Origin of the sequence: Deinococcus yavapaiensis KR-236 (assembly GCF_003217515.1) — a bacterium.
In the GTDB taxonomy this organism is placed as follows: Bacteria; Deinococcota; Deinococci; order Deinococcales; family Deinococcaceae; genus Deinococcus_A; species Deinococcus_A yavapaiensis.
Genome location: NZ_QJSX01000001.1, coordinates 412,806 through 437,963, shown reverse-complemented (window position 1 = coordinate 437,963; position 25,158 = coordinate 412,806). Strand labels below are relative to the sequence as shown.

Annotated in this window: 23 protein-coding genes; 16 read left to right on the top strand and 7 right to left on the bottom strand. The window is 65.1% G+C overall.

Going from position 1 to position 25,158, the window contains the following annotated elements:
* Positions 1 to 47 precede the first annotated feature (47 nt).
* From DES52_RS02175 to DES52_RS02165, 3 genes are read right to left on the bottom strand one after another with little or no spacing between them, the layout of a single operon-like run.
* Complete coding sequence (locus DES52_RS02175; RefSeq protein WP_110885206.1) at positions 48 to 374, bottom strand: diacylglycerol kinase; 327 nt, start codon at positions 372 to 374, stop codon at positions 48 to 50.
* A 43-nt stretch (positions 375 to 417) separates the two neighbouring features.
* Positions 418 to 912: an rRNA maturation RNase YbeY gene (gene ybeY / locus DES52_RS02170; RefSeq protein WP_110885094.1), complete on the bottom strand. Its 495-nt coding sequence runs from the start codon at positions 910 to 912 to the stop codon at positions 418 to 420.
* 9 nt (positions 913 to 921) lie between these two features.
* A complete protein-coding gene (locus DES52_RS02165; protein ID WP_170130847.1) occupies positions 922 to 1,953 on the bottom strand; it encodes a PhoH family protein in 1,032 nt (343 codons plus the stop codon).
* 201 nt (positions 1,954 to 2,154) lie between these two features.
* Here DES52_RS02165 and aroE point away from each other — a divergent pair, with 201 nt between their 5' ends.
* From aroE to DES52_RS02145, 4 genes are all read left to right on the top strand, one after another.
* Complete coding sequence (gene aroE / locus DES52_RS02160) at positions 2,155 to 2,967, top strand: shikimate dehydrogenase (protein ID WP_110885092.1); 813 nt, start codon at positions 2,155 to 2,157, stop codon at positions 2,965 to 2,967.
* An 8-nt stretch (positions 2,968 to 2,975) separates the two neighbouring features.
* Entirely contained in the window at positions 2,976 to 5,960 is a 2,985-nt protein-coding gene (locus tag DES52_RS02155) for a CHASE domain-containing protein (protein WP_245900568.1), read from the top strand.
* Positions 5,957 to 7,177, top strand: a complete 1,221-nt coding sequence (locus DES52_RS02150; RefSeq protein ID WP_425451102.1) for a hybrid sensor histidine kinase/response regulator — start codon at positions 5,957 to 5,959, stop codon at positions 7,175 to 7,177. Before DES52_RS02155 ends, DES52_RS02150 begins: the two co-directional genes overlap by 4 nt.
* A 62-nt stretch (positions 7,178 to 7,239) precedes the next feature.
* The gene (locus tag DES52_RS02145; RefSeq protein WP_110885090.1) at positions 7,240 to 7,662 is read left to right on the top strand and encodes an OsmC family protein; all 423 of its coding nucleotides are present in this window, start codon (positions 7,240 to 7,242) and stop codon (positions 7,660 to 7,662) included.
* Between the two features lies 1 nt (position 7,663).
* Here DES52_RS02145 and DES52_RS02140 read toward each other — a convergent pair whose 3' ends face one another.
* Positions 7,664 to 8,386, bottom strand: coding sequence for an SDR family oxidoreductase (locus DES52_RS02140; protein WP_110885089.1), 723 nt, complete (start codon positions 8,384 to 8,386; stop codon positions 7,664 to 7,666).
* 73 nt (positions 8,387 to 8,459) lie between these two features.
* Between DES52_RS02140 and cpdB the strand changes: the two genes are divergently transcribed.
* Positions 8,460 to 10,373, top strand: coding sequence for a 2',3'-cyclic-nucleotide 2'-phosphodiesterase (gene cpdB / locus DES52_RS02135; protein ID WP_110885088.1), 1,914 nt, complete (start codon positions 8,460 to 8,462; stop codon positions 10,371 to 10,373).
* Between the two features lie 65 nt (positions 10,374 to 10,438).
* Here the strand turns inward: cpdB and ispH are convergent, their stop codons facing one another.
* Complete coding sequence (ispH, locus tag DES52_RS02130; RefSeq protein WP_110885087.1) at positions 10,439 to 11,434, bottom strand: 4-hydroxy-3-methylbut-2-enyl diphosphate reductase; 996 nt, start codon at positions 11,432 to 11,434, stop codon at positions 10,439 to 10,441.
* A gap of 142 nt (positions 11,435 to 11,576) precedes the next feature.
* Here ispH and DES52_RS23670 point away from each other — a divergent pair, with 142 nt between their 5' ends.
* The 3 genes from DES52_RS23670 (at position 11,577) to DES52_RS02115 (ending at position 14,917) form a co-directional block, all read left to right on the top strand.
* Entirely contained in the window at positions 11,577 to 11,783 is a 207-nt protein-coding gene (locus tag DES52_RS23670; protein WP_110885086.1) for an NUDIX domain-containing protein, read from the top strand.
* Positions 11,784 to 11,894: 111 nt separating this feature from the next.
* Positions 11,895 to 13,082 carry an acyl-CoA dehydrogenase gene (locus tag DES52_RS02120; protein WP_110885085.1) on the top strand — a complete coding sequence of 396 codons (1,188 nt, stop codon included), beginning with the start codon at positions 11,895 to 11,897 and terminating at the stop codon, positions 13,080 to 13,082.
* Between the two features lie 74 nt (positions 13,083 to 13,156).
* Complete coding sequence (locus DES52_RS02115; RefSeq protein WP_110885084.1) at positions 13,157 to 14,917, top strand: bifunctional metallophosphatase/5'-nucleotidase; 1,761 nt, start codon at positions 13,157 to 13,159, stop codon at positions 14,915 to 14,917.
* Between the two features lie 69 nt (positions 14,918 to 14,986).
* On the opposite strand, the gene DES52_RS02110 is transcribed toward DES52_RS02115, so the two are convergent.
* On the bottom strand, positions 14,987 to 16,105 hold the full coding sequence (locus tag DES52_RS02110) for a M23 family metallopeptidase (protein ID WP_110885083.1): 1,119 nt from the start codon (positions 16,103 to 16,105) through the stop codon (positions 14,987 to 14,989).
* 172 nt (positions 16,106 to 16,277) lie between these two features.
* On the opposite strand from DES52_RS02110, the gene DES52_RS02105 reads away from it, so the two are divergent.
* From DES52_RS02105 to DES52_RS02095, 3 genes are read left to right on the top strand one after another with little or no spacing between them, the layout of a single operon-like run.
* Positions 16,278 to 17,417, top strand: coding sequence for an acyl-CoA dehydrogenase family protein (locus DES52_RS02105; protein ID WP_110885082.1), 1,140 nt, complete (start codon positions 16,278 to 16,280; stop codon positions 17,415 to 17,417).
* Between the two features lie 31 nt (positions 17,418 to 17,448).
* Positions 17,449 to 18,207 carry an electron transfer flavoprotein subunit beta/FixA family protein gene (locus DES52_RS02100; protein ID WP_110885081.1) on the top strand — a complete coding sequence of 253 codons (759 nt, stop codon included), beginning with the start codon at positions 17,449 to 17,451 and terminating at the stop codon, positions 18,205 to 18,207.
* Positions 18,204 to 19,154 carry an electron transfer flavoprotein subunit alpha/FixB family protein gene (locus DES52_RS02095; protein ID WP_110885080.1) on the top strand — a complete coding sequence of 317 codons (951 nt, stop codon included), beginning with the start codon at positions 18,204 to 18,206 and terminating at the stop codon, positions 19,152 to 19,154. The genes DES52_RS02100 and DES52_RS02095 overlap by 4 nt, the downstream gene beginning before the upstream one ends.
* A 310-nt stretch (positions 19,155 to 19,464) precedes the next feature.
* Here the strand turns inward: DES52_RS02095 and DES52_RS02090 are convergent, their stop codons facing one another.
* On the bottom strand, positions 19,465 to 20,184 hold the full coding sequence (locus DES52_RS02090; RefSeq protein WP_170130846.1) for a YkgJ family cysteine cluster protein: 720 nt from the start codon (positions 20,182 to 20,184) through the stop codon (positions 19,465 to 19,467).
* A gap of 97 nt (positions 20,185 to 20,281) precedes the next feature.
* Between DES52_RS02090 and DES52_RS02085 the strand changes: the two genes are divergently transcribed.
* From DES52_RS02085 to wecB, 5 genes are read left to right on the top strand one after another with little or no spacing between them, the layout of a single operon-like run.
* Positions 20,282 to 21,289: an HD-GYP domain-containing protein gene (locus DES52_RS02085; RefSeq protein ID WP_110885078.1), complete on the top strand. Its 1,008-nt coding sequence runs from the start codon at positions 20,282 to 20,284 to the stop codon at positions 21,287 to 21,289.
* Between the two features lie 52 nt (positions 21,290 to 21,341).
* On the top strand, positions 21,342 to 22,148 hold the full coding sequence (locus DES52_RS02080) for an aminoglycoside phosphotransferase family protein (protein ID WP_110885204.1): 807 nt from the start codon (positions 21,342 to 21,344) through the stop codon (positions 22,146 to 22,148).
* A gap of 51 nt (positions 22,149 to 22,199) precedes the next feature.
* Positions 22,200 to 22,832 carry a uracil phosphoribosyltransferase gene (upp, locus tag DES52_RS02075; protein WP_110885077.1) on the top strand — a complete coding sequence of 211 codons (633 nt, stop codon included), beginning with the start codon at positions 22,200 to 22,202 and terminating at the stop codon, positions 22,830 to 22,832.
* Positions 22,833 to 22,850: 18 nt separating this feature from the next.
* Positions 22,851 to 23,966: an MraY family glycosyltransferase gene (locus DES52_RS02070; protein ID WP_110885076.1), complete on the top strand. Its 1,116-nt coding sequence runs from the start codon at positions 22,851 to 22,853 to the stop codon at positions 23,964 to 23,966.
* Positions 23,963 to 25,123, top strand: coding sequence for a non-hydrolyzing UDP-N-acetylglucosamine 2-epimerase (wecB, locus tag DES52_RS02065; protein ID WP_110885075.1), 1,161 nt, complete (start codon positions 23,963 to 23,965; stop codon positions 25,121 to 25,123). The genes DES52_RS02070 and wecB overlap by 4 nt, the downstream gene beginning before the upstream one ends.
* Positions 25,124 to 25,158 lie beyond the last annotated feature (35 nt).

The following is a 25,158-nucleotide window of genomic DNA, read 5'->3' as shown; positions in this document are numbered from 1 at the left end:
GGGGAACTTCGTGACGAAGACTTCCCTGGCTCGAAGGGAACGGGAATTCACAGCCGAAGCAAAATCTTGGGCATCAGCTCTGCGAGCGCCACGATCACCGCGAAGATCGACGCGATCAGCACGGCGGCGGCGGCAACGTCCTTGGCGACTTTGGCGAGCGGGTGAAGTTCGGGCGACGCGAGGTCCACGAGAGCTTCGATGGCGGTGTTCACGAGTTCCAAGCTCAAGACGAGCGCGCACGTCAGCAGAATCGGCGCGAGAGGAGCGCGCGCCCAAACGGCGAGGCCGAGCGCGAGGGCGGCGCATGCCGTCTCGATGCGGAAGTTCGCTTGGGTACGCCACGCGAACGACAAGCCCGCCATGGCGAAGCGCATGGAACGCCACCAACGAGCGCCCAGCCACTCGGCCGCCGTTTCCTCACGCTTCGGAGACACCAGAGGCACGCTCACGAGACGACTGCAAGGAACTCCGCGCCGCTTCCCACGCTTCGTGGAACACGTCCCAGCCTTCGCCGACCGCGCCTTCCTCGAACCCGAGGCCTTCGGCGTGCGGATGATCGTGCCCGACGAGGTGCGTCAAGCCGTGCGAAGCGAGCAGCGCCACCTCGTGCGCGAGGTCGTGTCCGCGCGAAGCCGCCTGGCGCGCCGCCGTGTCGAGGCTGATCACGATGTCTCCGAGATGCGGCGGCACGAACGGGTCGCCCGGCTGATACGTCGGAAAGCTCAGCACGTCCGTCGCGGCGTCCTCACCCCACGTTTCGCGCTTGAGCTGCCGAATTACCCGGTCCCCGACGAGGACGACCGTGACTTCCTTGTCCTGCACGTCGAAGTGACGCATGGCCGCCGTCAAGGCCGCCCGGAGGGCGGCGCGCACTCCGGGCGGCGGATTTTTGCGAATCACGAGGTCGATCACGCTCGACCTTCAATCGTGCGGTTGCGGATCGCGCTCGTCCTCGCGAATCGACAAGAGCTCTCCGCGCCTCGCCGCCCGACGGTTCTCTTCGGCGTCCTCGACCTTTTCGTACGCCTTGATGATGCGCCCGACCAGCGGGTGCCGTACGACGTCCACTTCCGTGAACTCGTGAAACGCGATGCCCTCGATGTTGCCCAGCACCTTCTTCGAGATCGCGAGCCCGCTCGTCACGTGACGCGGCAAGTCGATTTGTGTGACGTCGCCTGTCACGACGACCTTGCTGGAAAAGCCCATGCGCGTCAGGAACATCTTCATCTGCTCGCCCGTGGTGTTTTGCGCTTCGTCGAGGATGATGAACGAGTCGTTCAACGTGCGACCGCGCATGAAGGCCAGAGGCGCGACTTCGATGGTGCCGCTCGCCAGGTAGCTTTCGAAGCGCTCCTGCTCCAGCATGTCGTACAGAGCGTCGTACAGGGGACGCAGGTAGGGATCGATCTTCGCTTGGAGGTCGCCGGGCAGAAAGCCGAGCTTTTCGCCCGCCTCGACGGCGGGGCGCGTCAAGACGATGCGCTTGACTTTGCGCGCCTTGAGGTACGAGACGGCCATGGCCACGGCGAGGTACGTCTTGCCCGTTCCGGCGGGGCCGATGCCGAAGGTGATGTCGTTGTTTTCGATCGCTTCGAGGTAGACCTTCTGGCCGGGCGTCTTGGCGCGCAGACCGCGCGGAAGGCTCACGCCGGTGTTCGTTTCGGCGCTCAGGCTGCGCCCTTCCGCTCCGAGGCGCGCGGCGCGCTCGAGGGTGTCGAGGCTGACTTCGCCTCCGCCTCGCACGACGCCCAAGGCGTCGCGTACGAGTTTCTCGGCGGCCTCCACCTCCTTGCGGTCACCGCTGATGGTGACGGTGTCGCCGCGAGCGACGAGGCGGGCGTCGCTGAGCTCGCGCATCTTGCGCAAGTTGACGTCGCCCGCACCGAACAGGGCGAGGGCCTCGTCGGCGTTTTGCAGTTGGATGTTGACGGTGACGGGTGTAGATTCTTTCAAGGAGTCTCCAAAAGCGCGGTGACCCCCCTGCGCGTGGCAGCGGGTCGGGAAAGTGCGTGTCTCATGCGCTCGCCCGTATTGTGGTGCGGCGTCTGCGCCCGTGAAGTGCGCCAACGCACACTTTGCGCGTTTTTCGTGCGGCTGAAGCTTATCGCAAGCGAATCTCAAGGCGTCGCGACGTTGGGCCTCTAGACTGTACTCATGCTGCGTGCCTTTTTGTTCGCCGATCCTGCCGCCCATTCGCGTTCACCTGCCATGCACGCGGCGGCGTTTCGGGCGGCGGACTTGGCGGGCTCCTACGAGGCGCGCCGCGTCCCAAGCGCGGAACTGGCAAGCGCGGTGACGTCCTTGCGAACCCGTGACGTGCTCGGCGCGAACGTGTCGCTGCCGCACAAGGAGGCGGTCGTGCCGCTACTCGACGACCTGACGCCAGCGGCTCGAAGCGTCGGCGCGGTGAACACGATCGTGCGCGACGGCGAAACGCTCCTCGGCGACAACACGGACGCGCCCGGCCTCATGGCGGCCTTGAGCGAAGTGGGGGCGCCGAAGAGCGGACTGGCGGTCGTCCTCGGCGCGGGAGGCGCCGCCCGCGCGGGCGTGTTCGCGCTGCGCGAAGCGGGCTTCGAGGTGCACGTGTGCAACCGCAACCTCGACAAGGCGGCGCGGCTCGCCGAGGAGTTCGGCGTGTCGTGGAACGCCTTCGGCGACGTGCCGTGGAGCGACGCGGCGCTCGTGGTGAACGCGACGTCGGCGGGGCTGAACGCGCCCGACGAGTCTCCGCTTCCCACGTTTCCGCCCTTGCCCTCGAACGCCTTCGTGTACGACATGGTATACGCGCCCGAGGACACGCGGCTCGTGCGCGAAGCGCGCGCGGCGGGCAGCCGGGCCGAAAGCGGATTGTCGATGCTCGCGCAGCAGGCACGGTTGAGCTTCCTCGCGTGGACGGGCGTCGATGTCTCCGTGAAGGTTTTCTTGAACGCTGCTCGGGAAGCTCATGCGAGAGCGCTAAAGTAGGTGCCGCCATGACGAATGCCGCCTTGCCTCGGCGCGCTCGCTTCAGTCCCGCCTACGTTGTCTTGCTGCTCGTGCTGCTGCTCACGGCATTCAGCACCTGGTTCGTGCAGCAACTCGTCGTAGGCCAGCAGCGCACGCAGTTTCTACGCGAGGTGGACACCGCCACGCTGCAAATTCAGGAGCGTCTCGACGGGTACGTGCAGGTGATGCGTTCCACGCGCGGACTGTGGAGCATGTACGCCAACGTGTCGCGCGATGACTTCGCGCGCTTCGTGGACGCGCTGGAACTCGAGCGGAACTATCCTGGCATCCAGGGCCTCGGCTTCGCGCAGTACGTGCGGCCCGCGAGTCAGGAGGCGTTCGAACAGCAGTTGCGACGCGAAGGCGCCTTGAACTTCGCGATTCGGCCCGGCGCGCCCTTCGACTTCGCCGTTCCCGTCACCTACCTCGAACCTCGCGACTCTGCCAACCAGTATGCCCTCGGGTACGACATGGCGTCGGAACGGGCGCGGCGCGCAGCGATCGAACAGGCGCGCGACACGGGCGACGTCAGTGCGACGGGCCGCGTGACCCTCGTGCAAGAAGACCGTAAGCAAGCGCCGCAAAACGGTTTTCTGATCTACATCCCGATCTACCGCGACAACTTCAGCTTGCGCACCCTCGCCGAACGCCGAGCGGCCATCCTCGGCTTCGTGTACGCGCCCTTTCGCGTGGGCGACTTTCTGAACGCGGCGCTCGGCGTCCGGTCGAACTCGTTGCGTGTCACCGTGCGCGACCCGTCCGGCACGCTGTTCGGCGCCGTTCCCAACAACGTGACCTTCGGAGCCGACCGCTCCGTGGCGATCGCGGGACGAACGTGGAATCTCGCCTTCTCCGCGCCGAGCGGCTTCGGCCGCGGACCGCTGAGCCTCACTCCGTGGTTCATCCTGGTGCTCGGCTTCCTCATCGCCTTGTTCGCCTTCATCGGCACGCAGACCCAAGTGAGCGCGCGTCGCCGCGCCGAGGAGCTCAGCGTTCGGCTCGCGCGGTCGCGCGAATCGCTCGACAAGTCACGCGCGGAGTTCGAATCGATTTTCCGCGCGATGCACGACGCCGCCATCTTGGCGGACGCTTCGGGACGCGTGCGTCTCTCCAACGACGCCTCGGTGCGTACCTTCGGGTACTCCAGCGGCGAATTGCAAGGCCAACCCGTGCGCCGCCTGTACGCCGAGGACCCCGGCGACTTCGACGCCGCCGAGAGTGTGTCGGCGAGCTTCGAGCGCAAGGACGGCACGCGCTTCGTCGGAGAGCTGCAACGCTCGGAAGTACGCGGCATGGGCGGTGAGCTGCTCGGCCAATTGGAAGTCGTGCGTGACATGACCGAGCGCCTCGCCGCCGAGCGTGCCGTGAGAGAAAGCGAAACGCGTTACCGCAGCCTCGTGGAAGGCATGCCGCAAATCGTATGGCTCGCCGGTCCCGACGGACGAGTGACGTACTTCAACCGCCGCTGGGACGAGTACGTCGGGCCTCAGCGCGCGCCTCAAGGCTTCGCGCCGGACGTGCTGCACCCTGACGACCGCGAAGCCTTCCGAGTCAATTGGGAGCGCGCCGTGTCGACGAGACGTCCGTTCGAAGGCGAGTACCGCCTGAGGTCGGTGGGCGGCGAGTACCGGACGTTCATGGCGCGCGCCACGAGCGTCTTGTCTCCCGAAGGCGGAGTGCTGGAGTGGATCGGGATTCTCACGGACGTCGAGGACGAGGTGTACGCCGAAGCGGCGGCCTCCCTGCTGGCCGACGTGAGCCGACTGCTCGCACGTCCGCTCGGCGAAACGCGCGATGTCTCGGAAATCTTGCGCTTGCTGGTAGAGCGGATGTTCGAAAGTGCGTCCTTGTGGACGCTGGACGGCGGTGAGTACGCGATGACGCGCGCCGCCAAACCGCACGTGAACCTCGAAGGCGTGGAGCGTTCCATGGCTTCGACGGAAGCGTTCGTGGAGCGCGTCTTGACGACCGGGCAAAGCGAAGTGTGGCCGCAAGACGACTTGTTGCTCGAGCTCGGCCTCGGCGGCGCGGTGGCCTTGCCGCTCGTGGCGCGCGGTGAGCGCCCCTTCGGGGTGCTGCTGCTCGGCGTGCGCGGCACGCCCGACGACCGTGACCTCGAACTCGCCCACGAAATTGCCGCGCGCCTCGCGACGGCGCTCGACAACGAACGCCTCTTCGTCCAAGCCCGCGAAGCCGAGCGGGCGGTGAAGGACCTCAACGCGACGCTCGAGGCGCGCGTCGAGCAGCGCACGCGCGAACTGCAAGAAGCCAACCGCGAGTTGGAGGCGTTCAGTTACAGCGTCTCGCACGACCTGCGCACGCCCCTCAGACACGTCGTGGGCTTCGGGGACCTGCTCACGAAGGAAGCCGAAAGTCAACTCGGCCCGAAAGGCAAGCGTTACCTCGGCATCATGGTGGACGCCGCGACACGCATGAGCGCCCTCATCGACGATCTTCTCAACTTCTCGCGCATGGGCCGCACGGAGATGCGCGCGGCGCCCGTGCGCCTCGACAAGGTCCTCGCGGAAGCGCGCGCGGAACTCGCTCCCGACCTCGCCGAGCGGCGCGTGACGTGGGACGTGGAGTCCCTGCCGACGGTCGTGGGTGACGGCAATCTTCTCAAGCTCGTCTTCACGAACCTCTTCTCGAATGCCCTCAAGTACAGCCGCGGACGCGAAGAAAGCGTCATTCGCGTTCGCTGGTACGAGGAGAACGACGAGGCGGTCATTTCCATCTCGGACAACGGCGTCGGCTTCGACGAGCGCTTCGCCGACAAGCTCTTCGGGGTGTTTCAACGGCTGCACCGCGCTGAGGAATTCGAAGGGACCGGCATCGGCCTCGCGAACGTCCGACGTATCGTGACGCGTCACGGTGGACGCGTGTGGGCCGAATCTCGACTCGGCGAAGGAGCGACGTTTTACTTCAGCTTGCCTTTGGAGCGCCAACCGCAGGAAGGGACGATGAATTCATGATGACGGATTACTACGATTCGAACGCCATTCAAGGAACGATGCGCGTCCTTCACCTCGAGGACAACCTTCTCGATCACGAACTCGTGCGCGCCATGCTCGAAGAAGGGGACATGCCGTGGCCGACGGCGATCGAGCGCGTCGACACCGAGGAGGACTTTCAAGCGCGCCTCGCGGACTTCTCGCCGCACATCGTCCTCTCGGACTACTCGCTGCCGTCCTACGACGGCCTCTCCGCGTTCGAGTATGTACGCGCGACGTATCCGCACATGCCCTTCGTGATCGTGACGGGCGCGATGGGCGAGGAAGTCGCCGTGGAGACGCTGCGCGAAGGCGTGACGGATTACGTCCTCAAGCAGAGGTTGGAGCGCCTCGTGCCCGCCGTGCTGCGCGCGATCACAGAGGCGGCCGAGCGGGCGCGGCGCGAACGCGCCGAAGCGGAGATTCGCCAGCTCAACGGCACGTTGCAGCAGCGCTTGGAGGAAGTCGAGCGTCTCAACCGCCTCGCCGAGGAGCGCGGCGAAAAACTCGCGAAGACGGCCGCGCAACTCGAAGAAGCCCTCAAGCTGCAAAAGACCTTCCTCGCCGAGACGAGCCACGAGTTGCGCACGCCGCTGACGGCGCTTCTGGGTTACTTGCGCCGCGCCCAACGCGAAATCGGAAAGCCCGAACTGCTCGGCGATCCCATTCGCGTCGCCGAGAACATGACGCGGCTGGTGAACGACTTGCTTCAGCTCTCGCGCGGTGAGCTCGTGCAGAGCATCGAGCCGCACTTCGTCAACCTCGCCGATCTCGTGCGGCAAGTCGGACGTGACTACGGCGTGCGCGTCGTGGCTCCGAAGAGCTTGGAGGCCGTCGGCGATCCCATGCGCCTCGGGCAAGTGTTCGTCAATCTCGTCACGAACGCCATCCGCGTGTGCGGCAAGGCCGACCTCGTTCATGTCGAGGCGCGCAAGGCCGGCTCGGAAGTTCAAGTGGACGTCGTGGACCACGGGCCGGGCGTTCCAGACGACGTGAAGCCGCGCATCTTCGACAAGTTCTACCGCGGCAAGGAAGCGGGAAGCGCGGGATTGGGCCTCACGATCTCGCAGCAGGTCGTGCTGGCGCACAAAGGTCAGATTTTCGTGCTGGACACGCCCGGCGGAGGCGCGACCTTCCGCGTGGTGCTCGCCGCGCTCGAAGACGAGGACGACGAGGTGCTCGACACGGCAGAAGCGTGAGCAGGACTCAATAGCGAGCCTGCTCCTTGACCCCCGAACTTCGACCCTCGACACTTGAGCTCATGGGTGACATCAAGCGCATGACGATTCATCACCTCGGTGAGCAACGATACGTCGGCTTCAACGAGGGCGGCCAGCAGATCCTGATCGACAACAGCGCCGTCAAGACGGGCCCGAGCCCCATGGAGGCTCTGCTCGCCGCCTTGGCGACTTGCACGGCGTACGACATCGTGCAGATCATGAACAAGCGAAAGACGCCCTTGTCGACGTACCGCGTGGACGTCGAGGGGGAACGCGCCGACGAGCACCCGCGACGTTACACGCGCATCACCGTGACGCACGTCGCGGGCGGCGCGGGCGTCACGCTCGACGCGTTGGAGAAAGCCGCGCACCTCAGCCACGAGAAGTACTGCTCGGTCGCCGCGACCCTCAACGCGAACATCGACGTGAAAGTCGAGCTGGCCGAGCAACCCGTGGGAGCTTGAGTCAGATTCCCCAGCCGCCGTCGACGAGGAGTTCTTGACCCGTGATGTAAGCGGCTTCGTTCGACGCGAGGAAGGCGACCGCCGACGCGACCTCCCGTGACGTGCCGAGGCGCGCCGCCGGGATTTCTTGAAGCGTGCGCGCCTCGTCCTCGGGCGATTTGAAGACCTCGGCGAGGCGTTGGGTCGCCGTGTATCCGGGCGCGACGGTGTTCACGGTGACGCCGTCGCGCGCCACCTCCAAGGCGAGCGAGCGGTAGTAGTTCGTGACGCCCGCGCGCAAGGCGTTGGAAACGGGCAGACCCAGCAAGGGACGGTTCACGGTGAGGCTCGTGATGGCGATGATGCGGCCCCAACCGCGTGACCGCATGGACGGCAGGACGCCGCGCGCGAGACGCACGCTGCTCATGAACGTCAGCTCGAATCCGCGCTGCCACGCCTCGTCCGTCACGGCGCTCGGCAGGCCGGTCGGAGGGCCGCCCGCATTGCTGATCAGGATGTCGACAGGACCGACCTCGGCGAGCAGGCGGTCTATTTGCCGAGCGTCCGAGAGGTCGGCGACGACGTACGACGCCGACAACGTCGCGGCCGCTTCGCGAAGGGCCTCCTCGCTTCGCGCCGCAACAACGACGTCCGCTCCGAGTTCGCGCAGGACTTCGGCCGTCGCGAGTCCGATGCCCGCGCTCGCGCCCGTAACGAGCGCCCGTTTTCCGGAAAGTTCAAACATACCTCAAACCATAAGCCCTCGCGCTTCACTCCGTCACATACCTCTGACGCCGCGTGCGTTATAACACTTCCTCGTGCGATTGCAGAATTCCCTTTTGACCGCCGCGTTGCTCGCGCTCGGTGCCGCCAACGCAGCGCCCGTCGAGCTCCGCATTCTCGAAACGACGGACTTGCACTCCAACGCCCTGGGCTACGACTACTACCAGGACAAGCCGACGGGCGAGTACGGCTTCGAGTACACCGCCACGCGCATTCGCGAAGCGCGCAAGGAAAAGGCGAACACGATGCTCATCGACAACGGGGACCTGATTCAAGGCAACCCGCTCGGTGACTTCGTGGCGCGCGTCAATCCACTGAAGCCCGGCGAGCAGCACCCCATGCACAAGGCCATGGCGACGCTGAAGTACGACGTCGGCAACCTCGGCAACCACGAGTTCAACTACGGACTCGACTACCTCAAGAACGTCATCGCGTCCTCGGGCATGCCCTACGTCAGCGCGAACGTGTACGTCGACGACGGTGACTCCAACCCCGCCAACGACAAGAACGCCTTCACGCCGTACGTCATCCAGACGCGTTGGCTCAAGGACTCCGAAGGCAAGTTGCGCCTCATTCGCGTGGGCGTCATCGGCTTCCTGCCGCCGCAAATCGTGGAGTGGGACAAGTCGAGCCTCGAAGGCAAGGTCACGACCCGTGACATCGTCGAGACTGCTCGCAAGTTCATTCCCGAGATGAAGAAGAAGGGCGCGGACGTCATCATCGCCGTCGCCCACACCGGGATCAGCGCCGATTACCAACCGGGCGCGGAGAACGTCGCGACCGAACTCACGAAGGTCGAGGGCATCGACGCGGTTCTCAGCGGCCACTCGCACCAAGAGTTCCCCGGGCCCGTGTACAAGGACATCCCCGGTGCGGACCTCACGAAGGGCACCATCAACGGCAAGCCCGTCGTCATGGCGGGCTTCTGGGGCAACGACCTCGGCATCATCGACCTCACGCTCGACCGCGTGAACGGCAAGTGGACGATCCTCAACGCGCAGTCGAGCCTCCGTAAAGTCTGGGACGTGGCGACGAAGACGTCGCTCGTGCAGCCTGACAAGGCCGTCGAGGCAGCCGTGGCGACTTCGCACGAAGGCACGTTGTCGTACGTGCGTGGCAAGGTCGCCGAGTTGGCCGCCCCCATCAACTCGTACTTCGCGCTCGTGCAAGACGATCCCTCCGTGCAACTCGTGTCGAACGCGCAAATCGCCTACACGCAAAACGCCCTCAAGGGGACGGAGTACGCGAACCTGCCCATCCTGTCTGCCGCGGCGCCCTTCAAGGCCGGTGGCCGCTCGGGCCCCTCGTACTACACCGACATCGCCGCCGGAACGTTCGCCATCAAGAACGTGGCCGACCTCTACGTGTACCCCAACACCTTGCAAGCGGTCGTGGTGACGGGCGCCAACGTCAAAGAGTGGCTCGAGCGCAGCGCGGGCCAGTTCAACCAAATCGACGCGGCGAAGGGCGGCGCGCAGGAGCTCGTCAACAACGCCTTCCCCACGTACAACTTCGATGTGATCGACGGCGTGACGTACGAAATCGACGTGACGCAGCCCAGCCGCTACGACGTCGCGGGCAAGCTCGCCAACCCGAACGCGCAGCGCATCAAGAACCTGCAGTTCCAAGGCAAGCCGATCGATCCGGCCGCGCGCTTCGTCGTCGTGACGAACAACTACCGCGCTTCGGGCGGCGGCTCGTTCCCCGGACTCACTGGCAAGAACATCGTTCTCGCCGCGCCCGACGAGAACCGCCAGGCGCTCATCCAGTACGTCACCGCGCAAGGCACGGTTAACCCGAGCGCCGACAACAACTGGAAGCTCACCCCGATTCCCGGCGCCAGCGTAATCTTCGTCTCCAGCCCTAACGCCCAGAAGTACCTGCCCGCGAACGCCAAGCTCGTGCGCGTCCGCGAAGACGGCTTCGCCGAGTACCAACTGAGCTGGTAAGCTTCGTTCAACTCGAACCCCTCTCCCGATCGGGAGAGGGGTTTTTGCTGCTTCGCCGAAGTCGTTTACCGAAGAGTTCTCGGAAGGTCCTCGGTGGCGAGGACCTTCTTCGGTTCGCGGAACTCGATGTTTTCCCACTCGCCTTCCTCGATCACCTGCACGTTCGGATCGAGCGCCCGGAACCAGTCCACGACACCTTGCACGAGATCGTCGGGCGTGGACGCGGCGCTCGTGACGCCGATGGACTTCACGCCCGTGAAGTCGATTCGGGAGAGGTCGTCGCGAGTTTCGAGGCGGTACGCTCGGCCGCACGTCTCCTCGGCGAGTTCGAGCAGACGCATCCCGTTGCTGGAGTGCGTGCTCGTGAGGACGAGGAAAGCGTCGACGAGAGGAGCGATCTGCTTCACGGCGTCTTGGCGGTTCTTGGTGGCGTAGCACAGATCCTCGGACGGCGGAATCACGAGGGCGGGAAAGCGCTTCTTGAGAATCGCGATCGTCTTGCGCGTGTCGTCCACGCTGAGCGTCGTCTGCGTGAGCACGACGACCTTCTCGGGATTCGGGACCTCCACGGTGTGCGGATCGTGCAAGCCGGGACCGCTCTTGCCGAGCACGCCGACGAGAATCGTCTCTTCGAGCGCCTCGCCGCGCGTGCCGATCACCTCCTGATGCTTCGCCGAGTCGCCGATCAGCAGGATCGAGTAGCCTTCGCGCGCGTACTTCTTGGCTTCCGTGTGCACCTTCGTCACGAGCGGGCACGTCGCGTCGATCGTGGCGAGGCCGAGTTCGCGAGCCCGCTGCCGTACGACGGGGGAGACGCCGTGCGCGCTGAACACCACCGTCTCGCTGCCCGAGGGCAACGCGGCGACGTCGTCGAGCGTCTCCACGAAGTTCACGCCGTACCCGCTCGACAAGCGGTCCACGACGGTGTGGTTGTGGACGATGGAGTGGTACACCGTCACAGGCCTCTGCTCGGTGCGGGCGGCCTTCTCGACGGCAGAAATTGCCATGACGACGCCGGCGCAGAAGCCGCGTGGTTTGGCGAGGTGGATGCGTTCGACCATGATAGAGACAGTTTAAAGTCTCCCCACAGGCGCGAAGAGTGGGGATTGTCCCGGACGACGCTACAATGCGCCCTCGTGACGCCTTCCTCCGCCGAAATGATCGTGCGCGACTTGGCGGGGCGCATCCTTTTGCAACGTCGAAGTGATAACAGCCTATGGGTTGCCCGGAGGGCACCTTTGGGTGGGCGAGACGCTGGTACAGTGTGCACGGCGAGAAGTGCTGGAGGAGACGGGCTGGCGCGTGCAGTTCGCGGCGACGATGTTCGAAGCGACCGTCGCGGAGTTCGGGGTTCGCCGGACGCTGTGTCACTCGAAGTCCGCTTCTTCGAGGCGAGCGCGCTCCCGGTGAACCTCGTGCGGACGGCACTTCCACGACTCGCCGAAGCCCTGTCCGACGCGCCCCGTCCGTTCGTGCGCTGAGACCCCGCCTTCCTAACGATCGTTCGCTACACTGAGAGGCATGACGAGCGTCCTCGATCCCGCTTCCCACGGCGGTCTGAACTTCGCCCTCTCCGACGATCAACGCCTCATCGTGCAGACGGTGCGAGACTACTGCCAAGCCGAGATCGCCCCCCTGGCGCCGCAGTACGACAAGACGGGCGAATTTCCTTGGCCGCAACTGCGCGGACTCGCCGAACTCGGGCTGCTCGGCGCGACCGTGCCCGAGAAGTGGGGAGGCGCCGAACTCGACTCCGTCACGTACGCGCTGTGCCTCGAAGAGGTCGCCGCCGCCGACGCCAGCGTCGCCGTGATCGTGAGCGTGCAAAACGGGTTGCCGGAGCAGATGCTGCTTCGTTACGGCAGCGACGAGCTCAAGCGAACGTACCTCGTGCCGCTCGCGCGGGGCGAAAAGATCGGCGCCTTCTGCCTCACCGAGCCCAACGCGGGTTCGGACGCCGCGAGCTTGCGCCTCTCGGCGCGCAGAGACGGCGACGAGTACGTCCTGAACGGCAGCAAGGCATGGATCACGTCGGGCGGTCAAGCCGACACGTACCTCGTGATGGCGAGGACGGGCGGCTCGGGTGCGCGCGGCGTGTCGTGCTTTGTCGTCGAGAAAGACGCTCCCGGGCTTTCTTTCGGCAAGCCGGAGGAGAAGATGGGACTTCACGCTGCGCACACGACGACCGTGCAATTCGACGAGGTGCGCGTACCAGCTTCGAACATGGTGGGCAAGGAAGGCGAAGGCCTGATCGTGGCGTTATCCAGTCTCGACGCGGGCCGCGTCGGCATCGCGATGCAGGCGCTCGGCATCGCCCGAGCGGCCTTCGAACACGCGACGCGCTACGCCTTGACGCGCGAGCAGTTCGGCAAGAAGATCGCCGACAATCAGGCGGTCAGCTTCAAGATCGCGCAGATGGCCGCGCGCATCGAGGCGGCCCGACTCGTGGCCCTCAAAGCCGCGTGGCTCAAGGACGCGGGGCAGAAGTACAGCAAGGAGGCGAGCATCGCCAAGCTCCTCGCTTCCGACGCGGCCGTGGAAGTGACGCGCGACGCCATTCAAGTGTTCGGCGGCAACGGCTACAGCCGCGAGTATCCGGTGGAGCGCTTGTACCGCGACGCGAAGGTGACCGAGATCTACGAAGGCACCTCCGAGATTCAGCACGTCGTGATCGCTCGGCAAGTGCTCGCAGAGTTCGCGGCAGAGTGAGCACGTGAGACGGACATGACGAGCCGCTCATGAAGGTGCTCTGCTGCAAGATGCTTTAACATATTCGACGGAATATGAAAAACTTTTCGAGGATCGCGACCCTCACCACCCTCACCCTCTTGCTCGCCGCGTGCAATCAGGCGACTCAAGTGGGCAACAAGCCTCCTCAGCCGGTCGACGTCACCGTCCTCGGCCTCAACGACTTTCACGGCAACCTCGAGCCGACCACCTTCACGCCCATCGGCGCTGCGGCGGCCATCAAGGCGGGCGGAATCGAGGCCATCGGCGGCGAACTTGCCGATGCCCGCGCGGCCAACAAGAACACCATCTTCGTGGGTGGCGGCGACTTGATCGGCGCGAGCCCGGTCACGTCCAGCTTGCTGCGCGACGAGCCGACCGTGTACGCCTTGAGCGAGCTCGGCATGAAGGCCAGCGCCCTCGGCAACCACGAGTTCGACCAGGGGCTGCAGGAATTGCTGCGCATGCAAAACGGCGGTTGCGCCAGCAACGACGCCAACAAGGCCTGCAAGTTCGACCCGAACTACAGCGGCGCGACGTTCAAGTGGCTCGGCGCCAACGTGGAGTACAAGGCCAACGGCGCCAACCCGTTCACGCCCTACTACGTCGAGACGACCGCCGACGGCGCGCGTATCGGCTTCATCGGCGCCGTGACCACCGAAACCCCGACGATCGTGTCGCCGAGCGGCATCGCGGAGATCAACTTCCTCGACGAGGCCGAGTCGATCAACAAGTACGTGCCCGTGCTCAAGAGCATGAACGTCGACGCCATCGTGGTCTTGATTCACGAGGGCGGCACGCTGGGCACGAACTCGCCCGACACCTACGCGACCGAAGGCTGCAAGACGCTCAACACCGCGTCGCCGATCTACAAGATCGCGCGCAAGGTCGATCCGTCCGTCGTGGCGATCATCAGTGGGCACACCCACACGGGCTACAACTGCCTCGTGCCTGACCCGAACGGCAAGGACCGCATCGTCATTCAAGGCGAGTTCTACGGACACCTGCTGCAGCGACTCGACCTGACCGTCGACAAGGCCAACCACCGCGTGGTCTCGGCCAAGGCGGCCAACCTCGTCGTGAACTACGATCAGCGCGCGGCGAACAACACGCTGGACTTCAACATGACGCAGCTCTTGACGACCGCGAAGGCCAAGACCGACGCCGTCAAGAACGTGTTCGTCACGAACCTCTCGGTACCGCAGATTCGCCGTGGATTCAACGCGACCAAGGCCGACGACGTGCGGGACGTCGAGAGCGCCCTCGGCGACGTCATCGCCGACGCGCAAGTCTTCGCCACGCAAGATCAAGGCACGCAGTTCGCCTTGATGAACCCGGGCGGCATTCGCGGCAACCTGCCTGGAAGCCCCAGCACCAACGGCGGCGCCCGCCTCACCTTCGGGGACGTCTTCGCCGTGCAGCCCTTCAGCAACACCATGGTCGTCATGGACCTCACGGGCGCCCAGGTCAAGGCCGCGCTCGAGTTGATCGCGACCGGTGCGAACGCCACCGCCAACAAGGTCTTGCAGGTGTCGGAAGGCTTCAGCTACACCATCGACCTGCGCCCGGGCATCACGGGACCGCGCGTCTCGAACGTGACCTTCCAAGGCCAGCCCCTCGGCGACACCACGACTTACCGCGTCGCGATGAACAGCTTCCTTGCCGATGGTGGGGACGCCTTCACGCCCTTCAAGCAAGGCACCAACCGCGTGCTGCTTCCGGGATTGCAGGACGTGGACGCGCTGGTCGCCTACCTCAAGGCCAAGGGTTCGACGCTCGACGGCCAGATCAAGAATCGCATCACCATCATTCGCTGAGCGGGTGGCATGACCATCGCTTCTTGACCGAAGGACGAGGGCCGCGCACATGCGCGGCCCTCGTGCGATTCAGCAGCCGACTCGGTACTCGTACGTCACGTCGCCGATCAAGTCGCTCACGGGGCACGTGCTCGCGCTGCCCGAGACGCTTGGCCCGAAGGCGATCGTCGGGTTGCTGGTCGTCGCGGCCTTCACGCTTTGATAGCCCGACGGCAGCGACGGATCGCGCACCATGAAGTGCAGGTGCGCGGCCATGTTCTGCTGGCCCGTGTTTCCGACGTTGCCGATCCATTGGCCCGCGTAGACGTTCGCGCCGGTCGTGACGGCCGTCTTGCTGAGGTGCGCGTAGTACGTCTGGAGGCCGTTCGCATGACGAACGATGACGAGGTTGCCGTACCCTTGGCTGTTCCAGCCGCTGAACACGACTTGGCCGGGCGCCGCCGCGATCACGCCGTCACCCAAGTCGTCGTCGCCCGCGCCACGATTGAGGTCCACGGCGTAAAGGTCGTTGCCCGTGTGATACGGCGATCCGTACACGGGGCGCGAGGCGAGTTTTTTCGGAAACGCGAGCCACGCGACGCCGGGCGCGACGGCCCGCGTTCGAAACGCGTTCTTGGCGTTCGAAACGCGCTTCGCCTCGAAGTCCTTCGCCGCTTGCGAAGCGAGATCGAGGCGCTCGACTTCACCGCTCGTGAGGTCGAGCGCGAAGACGGTTTGGCGTACGTCGCCGTGTCCGTCCGCTTCGGGCTCCGAACCCTCGTACGAGGCGAGGAAGGAGGCTCGATCGTCGGTGACGGTGAGACTGTCGAGTTCCAAGAGTCCGAATCCCGCCTTCTCACCGCTTGTCAGCGTCGTCGCCTCGCCCGTCGTGAGGTTCAAGCGGGCGATTCGGTCTTCGTTGCCTGAACGAATGGCGACGATCGCGGTTTCGGCGTCTTCGAAGGCCGCGCCGAGCACGAGTTCGTCGGCGGTCAGCTTCAAGGGCACGCGTTTCGTCGTGCCGTCACGTGTCAGCCAAAGCCGGAAATCGAGGGCGTTCGCGGCGTCACTTGCCGTGAACAAAACGGCGTCGTCGCGTCGGTCGAAAGTCAAGCCGGTCGGCGCGTGGAACCTCGGGAAGCCGGGCGCGGTTCCGCAAGCGCCAAGCAGGGCAGAGAGGGTGAGGACGATGAGGCCTTGGTATCGCATGAAGTCTCCTTTCGGAAAGCGAACTTCCCGTTCGAGGAGGCATTGTGCTCATCCTTTCCTAACGTCATCTAAAGGGGGTGAGCGCTCTGTACCTTCGCAAGCGAGGATGCTATTTTGGACTGAGTTCAACCGAACGAGCGTTCGGTTTTCGAGCCTCTACTTTGGGAGACGCATGATCGATTTCTCGCTGACGGACGAGCAAAAGCAACTTCAAGCCCTCGCGCGCGACTTCGCGAAAAACGAAATCATCCCGATCGCGTCCGAGTACGACCAGAAGGAAGAACTGCCTTGGCAGGTCGTCGAAAAGGCTTTCGACCTCGGCCTCCTCAACGCATCCATTCCCGAGCACGCGGGCGGCCTCGGTCTCGGCATGATCGACGAGTCGATCATCGCCGAAGAACTCGCGTACGGCTGCATGGGCATCTACACCATCCTCATGGCGTCCGAGCTCGGCATCACGCCGATCATCGTCGGCGGCAGTGAAGAGCAGCACAAGAAGTTCTTGTCGCCCCTGCTCGACAAGCCGTCGCTCGCCGCGTTCGCCTTGTCCGAACCGAACAACGGCAGTGACGCCGCCGCCATGAACACCACCGCCGTCCTCGACGGTGACGAGTGGGTCATCAACGGCACCAAAATGTGGATCTCGAACGGCGGCGTCGCCGAAATCACCGTCGTGTTCGCCAGCGTCGACAAGAGCAAGGGGCATCGTGGCACCGTCGCGATCGTGGTTCCGAAGGACGCTCCGGGCCAGTCGTACAACAAGATCAAGCACAAGCTCGGTCAGCGCGCGTCGCTCACCTCCGAACTCGTGTTCGAGAACGTGCGCGTGCCGAAGGAAAACATCCTCGGCGGGATCGGCGACGGCTTCAAGATCGCCATGAAAACCCTCGACAAGACACGCATCCCGGTGGCGGCCGGCTCGGTCGGCATCGCGCGGCGGGCGATGGAGGAGAGCATCAAGTACGCCAAGGAACGCGCTGCCTTCGGCCGTCCCATCGCCGAGTTCCAAGCGATTCAATTCAAGCTCGCCGAGATGGCGATGGGCATCGAAACGGGCCGTTACATGACGTACAAGGCCGCGTGGCTCGTGGACAACGCAATGCCGCACTCGATGGAGAGCGCCATCGCCAAAGCGTACTGCTCGGAGATGGCGTTCAAGGCCGCCAACGAAGGCATCCAAGTCTTCGGAGGCTACGGCTACGTCGGCGAGTATCCCGTCGAGAAGTTGCTGCGCGACGTGAAACTCAACATGATCTACGAGGGAACGAACGAAATTCAGCGCGTGGTGATCGCCCGTCAACTCCTCAAGTAACCTCTAGTAAACTGACTGTTCGGAGACTGCCATGAAGATTCTGACTTTGATTCGGCAAGTACCCGACGCGGAAGCACGCGTACGGGTCCAAGGAAGTGCCGTGGACCTCGAGGGTGCGACCCTCGTGATGGACGGCATGGACGAGTACGGCGTGGAGCAGGCGTTGCGCCTCAAGGAAGCGGGGGCGGGCACCGAGGTCATCGCGCTCGCCGTCGGACCCAAGCGCAACGAGGACGCGCTTCGCACGGCCCTTGCGATGGGCGCCGACCGCGCGATTCACGTCGAGACGAACGTGGCGCTCGACGCGATCGCCCTCAGCAAGCTCGTCGCTCAAATCGCAAGCCAGGAAGATGCGTCGCTGATCCTCGCGGGCGGCCAGCAAGCCGACTGGGACAGCCAAGCGCTTGGCGCGGCGACGGCCGAGCGTCTCGGCTGGCCGCAACTCACGTGGACGAACGGCCTCGAAGTGCAAGGCGACAAACTCGTGGGACGCCACGACGTCGACGAGGGCAACGAAAGCTTCGAGGTGAGCTTGCCGGCGGTCGTGACGACCCAGCAAGGACTCAACGACCCGCGCTACCCGACCTTGCCGAACATCATGAAGGCGAAGAAGAAGGAACTGCGCAAGGACACGCTGGAGCAGTACGGCGTGCAACCCTTGGCCCGCGTGGTCGGCGCCGAGATTCAAGCGCGCGCCCGCCTTGGCAAGGTCATCGACGGGAAGGACGCGCAAGCGGCGGCGGCGCAACTGCTCGAGCTGTTGCGCTCGGAAGCGAAGGTGCTCGCATGATCTTGATCGTCGCGGAACATTCGAACGGCAAGCTCTCGAAGAGCACGGCCGAGATGGTGACGGCGGCTCGTGAGTCCGGGCGCGAGGGCCCCATCACGATCCTCGTGCTGGGCGCGGGCATCGAAGCGGTCGCGAACGAGGCGTCGAAGCTCGCCGAGCAGGTGCTCGTGGGGGACGTCGCGTCGCTCGCGCAGTACGACGCGACCGTGTGGGCCGCCGCCGTGACGCAAATCGCGCGCGAAGGCGAAGCGCACACCATCTTGATCGGCGGGTCGCGCTCGGGCCGCGAGTACAGTCCGCGGGTGGCCGTGAAGCTCGACGCGCCCCTCCTCGAAGACGTCATCTCGCTGAAGTCGGCGGGCAGCGCTTTGCAAGCGCAGCGCTACACCTTCCTCGCGCGCGTCACCGAGACGGTGGAGGCGGACGCGCCCGTGATCGTCGTGACCGTGAAGCCTGGCATCTTCACGCCTGCGCAGCCCGAGATGAACGGCGAGCAGTACGACGTGGAGCTCGAGTTACCGCAACCGCGCGTGGCCGTCACCGGCAAGAGCGTCGAGAAGACGAGCCGCGTTCCGCTTGCCGAAGCGGACGTCGTCGTGACGGGTGGTCGTGGCGTCGGAAGCCCCGAGAACTTCGCGACGCTCGTCGAAGGACTCGCCGACTCCATCGGTGGAGGCGTGGGCGCGACGCGCGCCGTCGTGGACGCGGGATGGCGCCCTTACTCCGAGCAGGTCGGGCAGACGGGCAAGACCGTACAGCCCAAGGCGTACATCGCCCTCGGCGTGTCGGGCGCGGTGCAGCACTTGTCGGGAATGGGCAAGAGCAAGTTCATCGTCGCCATCAACAAGGACGCCGAGGCGCCGATCTTCAAAGTCGCCGACTACGGCATCGTCGGCGATGTGAACGAGATCGTACCCGCCCTCATCGAGCAGGCGCGCAACAAGTAAGCGGACACGAGCGCGAGAACGAGGGCCGGTCGAGAACCGGCCCTCGTTCTCGTCGAGGATCGTAACGGCACACGCGGGCGGTTCCAGAAATGCGAGTAATCGCGTGCGACCTTCGCGAAGGGCCGAGCAACCGCTCGACGTCATTCGTGACGTTGGCGGTGAGGCTGCGGAGACACGCCAGTTCCAAGGCTTGCATCACTCGTACGTGGCCGTTCGGCAGGCCCTGCTGGGTCATTCGGAAGGGGAAGCACACGAAGTCGGGATGGGCGGAGCCAACGGGCGAAACGGACGCTCCAAAAGCGTTACGGCCTCACTCGATTTGAACGAGTTCCGGATGATACAACCTCGCGCGTTTCAGAGCGGCGATCACCGAGCGGGGCGAATGGCTTCGCAGCGCCGACCAGAAGCGTTCGTCGCGGCTGTACGCCACGAGCGTCCAGAAGTCGCCCCACACCTCGAAGCCCAGTTCGCGGCGCATGAGGGTCGCGCAAGTCTCCCAAATCGGCACGCTGAGGTCTTCCAGAGGCGCGATGAAGTGGGACGTGCCGTCCATGACGGGATTCGTGCGAACTTCTTGTTCGTAAGCGCGCCGCTCGCTGCGGCGCAAGCTCGACAAGCCGTCGGGCGCGCAAAAACGGGCGGGCATGGCGGAGTAGGTGTCGCGGCATCGCGCGGGTCTCGCCTCGTACGCGCCGCAGCGTCCCGTCTCGCGGTCGAGCAGCGGGCAGAATCCGACCGAGCGGCGATGGTTTTCGACGTACTCGTCGCCGTCTCGGCTTTCGTGCGCGTTGAGCCACACGCGCTCCGCGTGCGCTTCGACCGCCTCGAACTGCGAAGGCGTCAAGGACTCTGCCACGACGAGCGCCTCGGCGAGCGAAACGCGAATCGGCATGTCGCAGCAGCGAAAGCAGCCCGCCGCGCAATAGACTTTGCCACCCCTCGCCGTGTAGCGAGAGATCCAAGTTGCGGCGCGCGAATCGAAGCGTTGCAGGGCCCGCCGAACTTCCGTGGTGACGCGAGTCGTATCCAAGCGTGAATACTTTAGCGGCTTTTCATGGGCATTGATCGTCACGGGCATGAGAAAGGTCATGACGTCGGGCGGGTGAGGCGCCTATACTGGGAATGTCGTGTTCAGAAGACCCGCCAAGCAGCCCGCTACGTCCGCGCCCGCCGCCGTCCCCATCGTGAACGATCCCGGGAAGGTACTCGGGGACCTTCTTGCCAAGCCCACCTTGGAAGGTGTGCTGGAAGCGGCGCTTCACCAAGCGATCGAACTCGCGGGCGGCGGCAATCTCAAGGGCTACGCCGTGGTGCGTCCCGGTGAGGACCGCGTCGCGGCGGTCGTAGGATACGACCGAGAACTCGTCGGCAGCCCGCTGTCGGGCCCGTGGTCGTCAGGGCGAGCGCGTGTCGTGGCGGACGGCGCGACCGAACTGTTCGCCACCAATCCGCCGGAAGTGCGCGCGAAACTCGATCTGCTCGGCATGCGCGAAGTGCGAAGCAGCCTGATCGCTCCTCTGCGTGACCGCAACCGTTTCCTCGGCGCGATCGTCTTGGATCGGTACGGTGAAGGTGGCTTCGCCACGCTACAACTCGAGGCGGTGACGAGGTGGGCGACCGCCGTCACGCCGCTCGTCAGCTTGCTCGAAGCGCGTGAGGACGCTCGAGCGCTCGCTCGGCAACTGTCCGGCGTGTTCGTGGAGGCTGTCGAAAGCCTCGACTTCGATGCTGTCGGACACTCGCGCAAAGTGACCGAGATCGCCCTCAAGCTCGGGCGGACGGCAGGCTTGTCGGAACGCGAGATGGACGAGTTGTGGTACGCCTCCACCCTGCACGACCTCGGCAAGCTTCACGGAGACGATGGGCACGCCATGTTGGGAGCGAATTTGCTGCACGACGTGTCAGGCTTGACCAACGCTCGCCTCGGGGTGCGGCATCATCACGAACGATGGGACGGCTTCGGCGAGCCCGACCGACTGGCAGGCGAGGAAATTCCGCTGCTGGCGCGCATCGTCGCGATCGCCGACGCGTACGTCCGCAAGGGCGACGTCGGCGCCTTGCAAAACGAAGTCGGCAAGACGCTCGACCCGCGCCTCGTCGCGGTGCTCGAAAAGGCTCTGAAAGACGAGCCTTGAACGCCGAGTTCGGTGCCCGCGATTCGCGCCCTTCCCGGCGCGAATCGCTATGATGAGGCGCGTGACGAACCGCTCCGGCCTCCCGACGCTCGAAGCGCGTTGCGGCCCTCTCACTCGCCTCGGCGGCGGCGTACACTCGCGGGTGTACGCGGCGGGCGAGTACGTCTTGAAGGTGTATCGCAATCAACTCGGGTGGCACGAATTGGAAGCCGCGAACATGCGCCGCGCGGGATTGGGAACGTGGGTCGTGGACGCCCTCGAAGCCGACGGGTCACAAGTCCTGATCCTGCGCCGCTTTCAGGGGCGGCCCGTGACGGCCGCGAACGTTCCGCTTGCCCTGCCGCACCTCGGCACCTTCTTGCGCGGACTTCACGCCGAACGGGCCGGCGAGGTGGACCTCGAGCGACTGCGCGAACGCCTTCAGCGATTCCGCGGAGGCCTCAGCGGCTTCGGCCTCGACGACCTCTTCGAGGCAGTCGAGACGCCGTTGCGGCGCGGCGACCTCGCCGTGAAGGCCGCGTACTGCCACCTCGACCTGTGGTCCGACAACATTCTCTTGAACGACGCGGGTGACGTTCTCGTGATCGATTGGACGCGCGCTCAAAGTGACGACCCGATTCGCGACCTCGCCTTGCTCAAGACCGGCACCCTCGATTTGCGCCCCCCGTCGGAAAGCGTCGAGATGGTACTGAGTCTGCTGCCCGACGAGCCCGGCGCTCTTACGCGTCTGCGCGCCTACCTCGCGCACACGTACTTGCACGACCTGTACTGGTTTTTGATGCACGAACCGTACGAATTCGACAAGCAACGCGCCGAGAAGGTGCCGCGCGCGCGGCACGCCCTCGAAGTATTGAAGTGAGTCGGGCGGCATTCAAGAGTCGCTTGGCGCCGCCCTGCTAACATACGAAGGATGCCAGGTCCCGTCACCGTCGTCGGTCATCCGCTCGTGCAGCATAAACTCAGCCTCCTTCGGGACGTGTCCACCGGGCCGAAGGAGTTTCGCGAACTCGCGTCCGAACTGACCCTCCTGCTCGCCTACGAGGCGATGCGCGACCTCGAAACGCAACCCGTTCGCCTCAAGACGCCCATCGTCGAAGGCGACTTCCCGATGCTCGAAGGCAAGAAACTTGCCGTCATCGCCATTCTGCGCGCGGGCCTCGTGATGTCCGACTCGATTTTGCGCCTCGTGCCCGCCGCCAAGGTCGGCCACATCGGTCTTTACCGCGATCCCGCGACGTTGCAGCCCGTCGCGTACTACTCGAAAGTTCCGCAAGACATCTCCGAACGGCGCGTGTTCCTGCTCGACCCGATGCTCGCCACCGGGGGCAGCGCGGTCGCCGCGATCGACACCCTCAAGGAGGCGGGCGCGCGCTCCATCAAGCTCTTGTCGATCCTCAGCGTGCCCGAAGGCATCGAGAAGGTGCACGCCGCGCATCCTGACACCGAGATCGTCACGGCCGCCATCGACGAGCGTCTCAACGACCACGGGTACATCGTGCCCGGACTCGGTGACGCGGGCGACCGCCTGTACGGCACGAAGTAAGGTACGGTCGAGTCCTTCATGCTGGAATTCCTGAAATCCCTCGGCGTCGCCGAGCCGTTGGGCCTGGGCTTTTGGAGCGTCGCCCTGACCTTCGTGGCCGCCGCCGTGTTCACGTGGCGCTTCATTCCCCGCGTTCGCGAGTTCGCCATCAAAGTCGGCTGGGCCGACATGCCCAACGAGCGGCGACTCAACAAGGCGCCTCTGCCGAACGCGGGCGGACTCGCGATCTTCGCGGGATTCATTCTGCCCGTCCTCGTCGTGTGGGCGCTGCGGCCCATCGGGGTGGTGAGCGTGCAGATTCAAGTGCTCGCGATCCTGCTCGGCGCGGCCCTGCTCGTGCTCGTCGGCTTCATCGACGACCAATTCGAACTGCCGCCTTCCTTCCGCATCCTCGTGCAGACCGTGTGCGCCTTGCTGCTGATCGTGAACGGCCTGCGCATCGACCTCACCACCTTGTCCTTTTGGCCCGAAGAGTTGCTCGGCATGACCGGTCCGCTGTCGGTGTTCGTGACGTGGCTGTGGATCGTCGGAATCACGAACGCCGTGAACCTTATGGACGGCGTGGACGGGGTCGTGGGCGGCATCGGCTTCGTCGGATCGATGGTGATGCTCGCCGTCGCCGCGCAATTCCCGGATCGCGGCGCGGCCGTCGTGCTGCTCGCGGGCCTCGCCGGTTCGACGCTCGCTTACCTGCGTTACAACTTCAATCCCAGCCGCATCATCATGGGCGACGCGGGCGCCACCCTCATCGGCTTCACGCTCGCGGCGGTCGCGTTGCTCGGCACGACGAAGCTCTCCGCGAGCCTCTCGCTCGCCGCGCCCCTGCTGATCCTCGCGCTTCCGATCCTCGACACCACGCAAGTCGTGATCGGGCGTCTGCGGCGCGGCGTGTCGCCCGCCCAGCCCGACAAGACCCACATTCATCACCGTCTCTTCTCGCGCTTCGGCGCTCGCCGCGCGAGCATCATCATCTGGGCGATCACCTTGGCGTTTTGCGTCGTCGGGATGTTGCTGCAAAGCGTGCAACCGATCGTCGTGCTCGCCGTCGTCGTAGTGATCGCCGCCTGCCTCGCGTGGGTCGCCTTTCGGCGCGTCAAGGCGCTCGCGCGCGAACTTCAGGAAACACCTCAATGACCCAAGTGTCCGACTCCAAAACGGTCGTCGTCGCCTTCGGCACGCGGCCCGAAGCCACCAAGATGGCTCCTGTCATCGCCGCCTTGCGCGCCACGCCCGGCCTGCGTACCCTCGTCCTGGTGACCGGGCAGCACAAGGAGCAGCTCTACTCGGCCCTCAACGTCTTCGGCATCCAACCCGACGACGACCTCAGCGTCATGACCGACCGTCAAACGCTCGCCGACCTCAGCGCGAAGATCATTCCGCAAGCGGCGGCGAAGCTCACGGCGATGAACGCCGACATGGTTCTCGTGCACGGCGACACCACCACGACGTTTTGCATGGCGTACGCGGCGTTCGTGTCGGGCATCAAGGTCGGGCACGTCGAGGCGGGATTGCGCAGCGGCAACATGGGCGAGCCGTTCCCCGAGGAAGCCAACCGCAAGCTCACGGACGTCCTCACGACGCTCGATTTCGCTCCGACCGCCTTGTCGAAGCAGAACCTGCTGAACGAGGGCAAGTCGCCCGAAGGCATCTTCGTGACAGGGCAGACCGCCGTGGACGCCGTGCGTGACGTCGCCGCCCGCTCCACGCTACGCGAAGCTTGGCGCGGCAAGCGCCTCGTGACCGTCACGATGCACCGACGTGAAAACCTGCCCGTGATGGAAGAGCTCGCCCTCGCCTTGCGCGACGTGGCGCTCGCGCATCCCGAACGGCACTTCGTGTATCCCGTGCACCTCAATCCCGCCGTGCGCGAGGCCGTCGTGCCTACCTTGTCGAGCGTTCCGAACTTCGAACTCGTCGATCCGCTCGCCTACGACGAGATGGCCGCGCTCATGGCCGTGTCCGATCTGCTGGCGACCGACTCGGGCGGCTTGCAAGAGGAAGGCGCGAGCCTCGGCGTGCCCGTGGCCGTGCTGCGCAACGTCACCGAGCGCCCCGAGGGATTGCACGCCGGTGTTTTGAAGCTCGCCGGAAACGAACGCGCCGAGGTGACGCGCGTTTTGAGCGATTTGCTGTCGAACGAAGCGGAACTCGGCGACATGCGGGGCCGTGCAAATCCTTACGGTGATGGCCACGCGGGCCGACGCATCGCCGAAGCCGTCGCGTGGTACTTCGGCTTCTCGGAGCGGCCGCGCGATTGGCAGCCTGGCCTCGTCTTCACGCCCGCCTTGTAATCGTCGTTGTTGCCGAGGAGTCCTGAGCCTTTCGG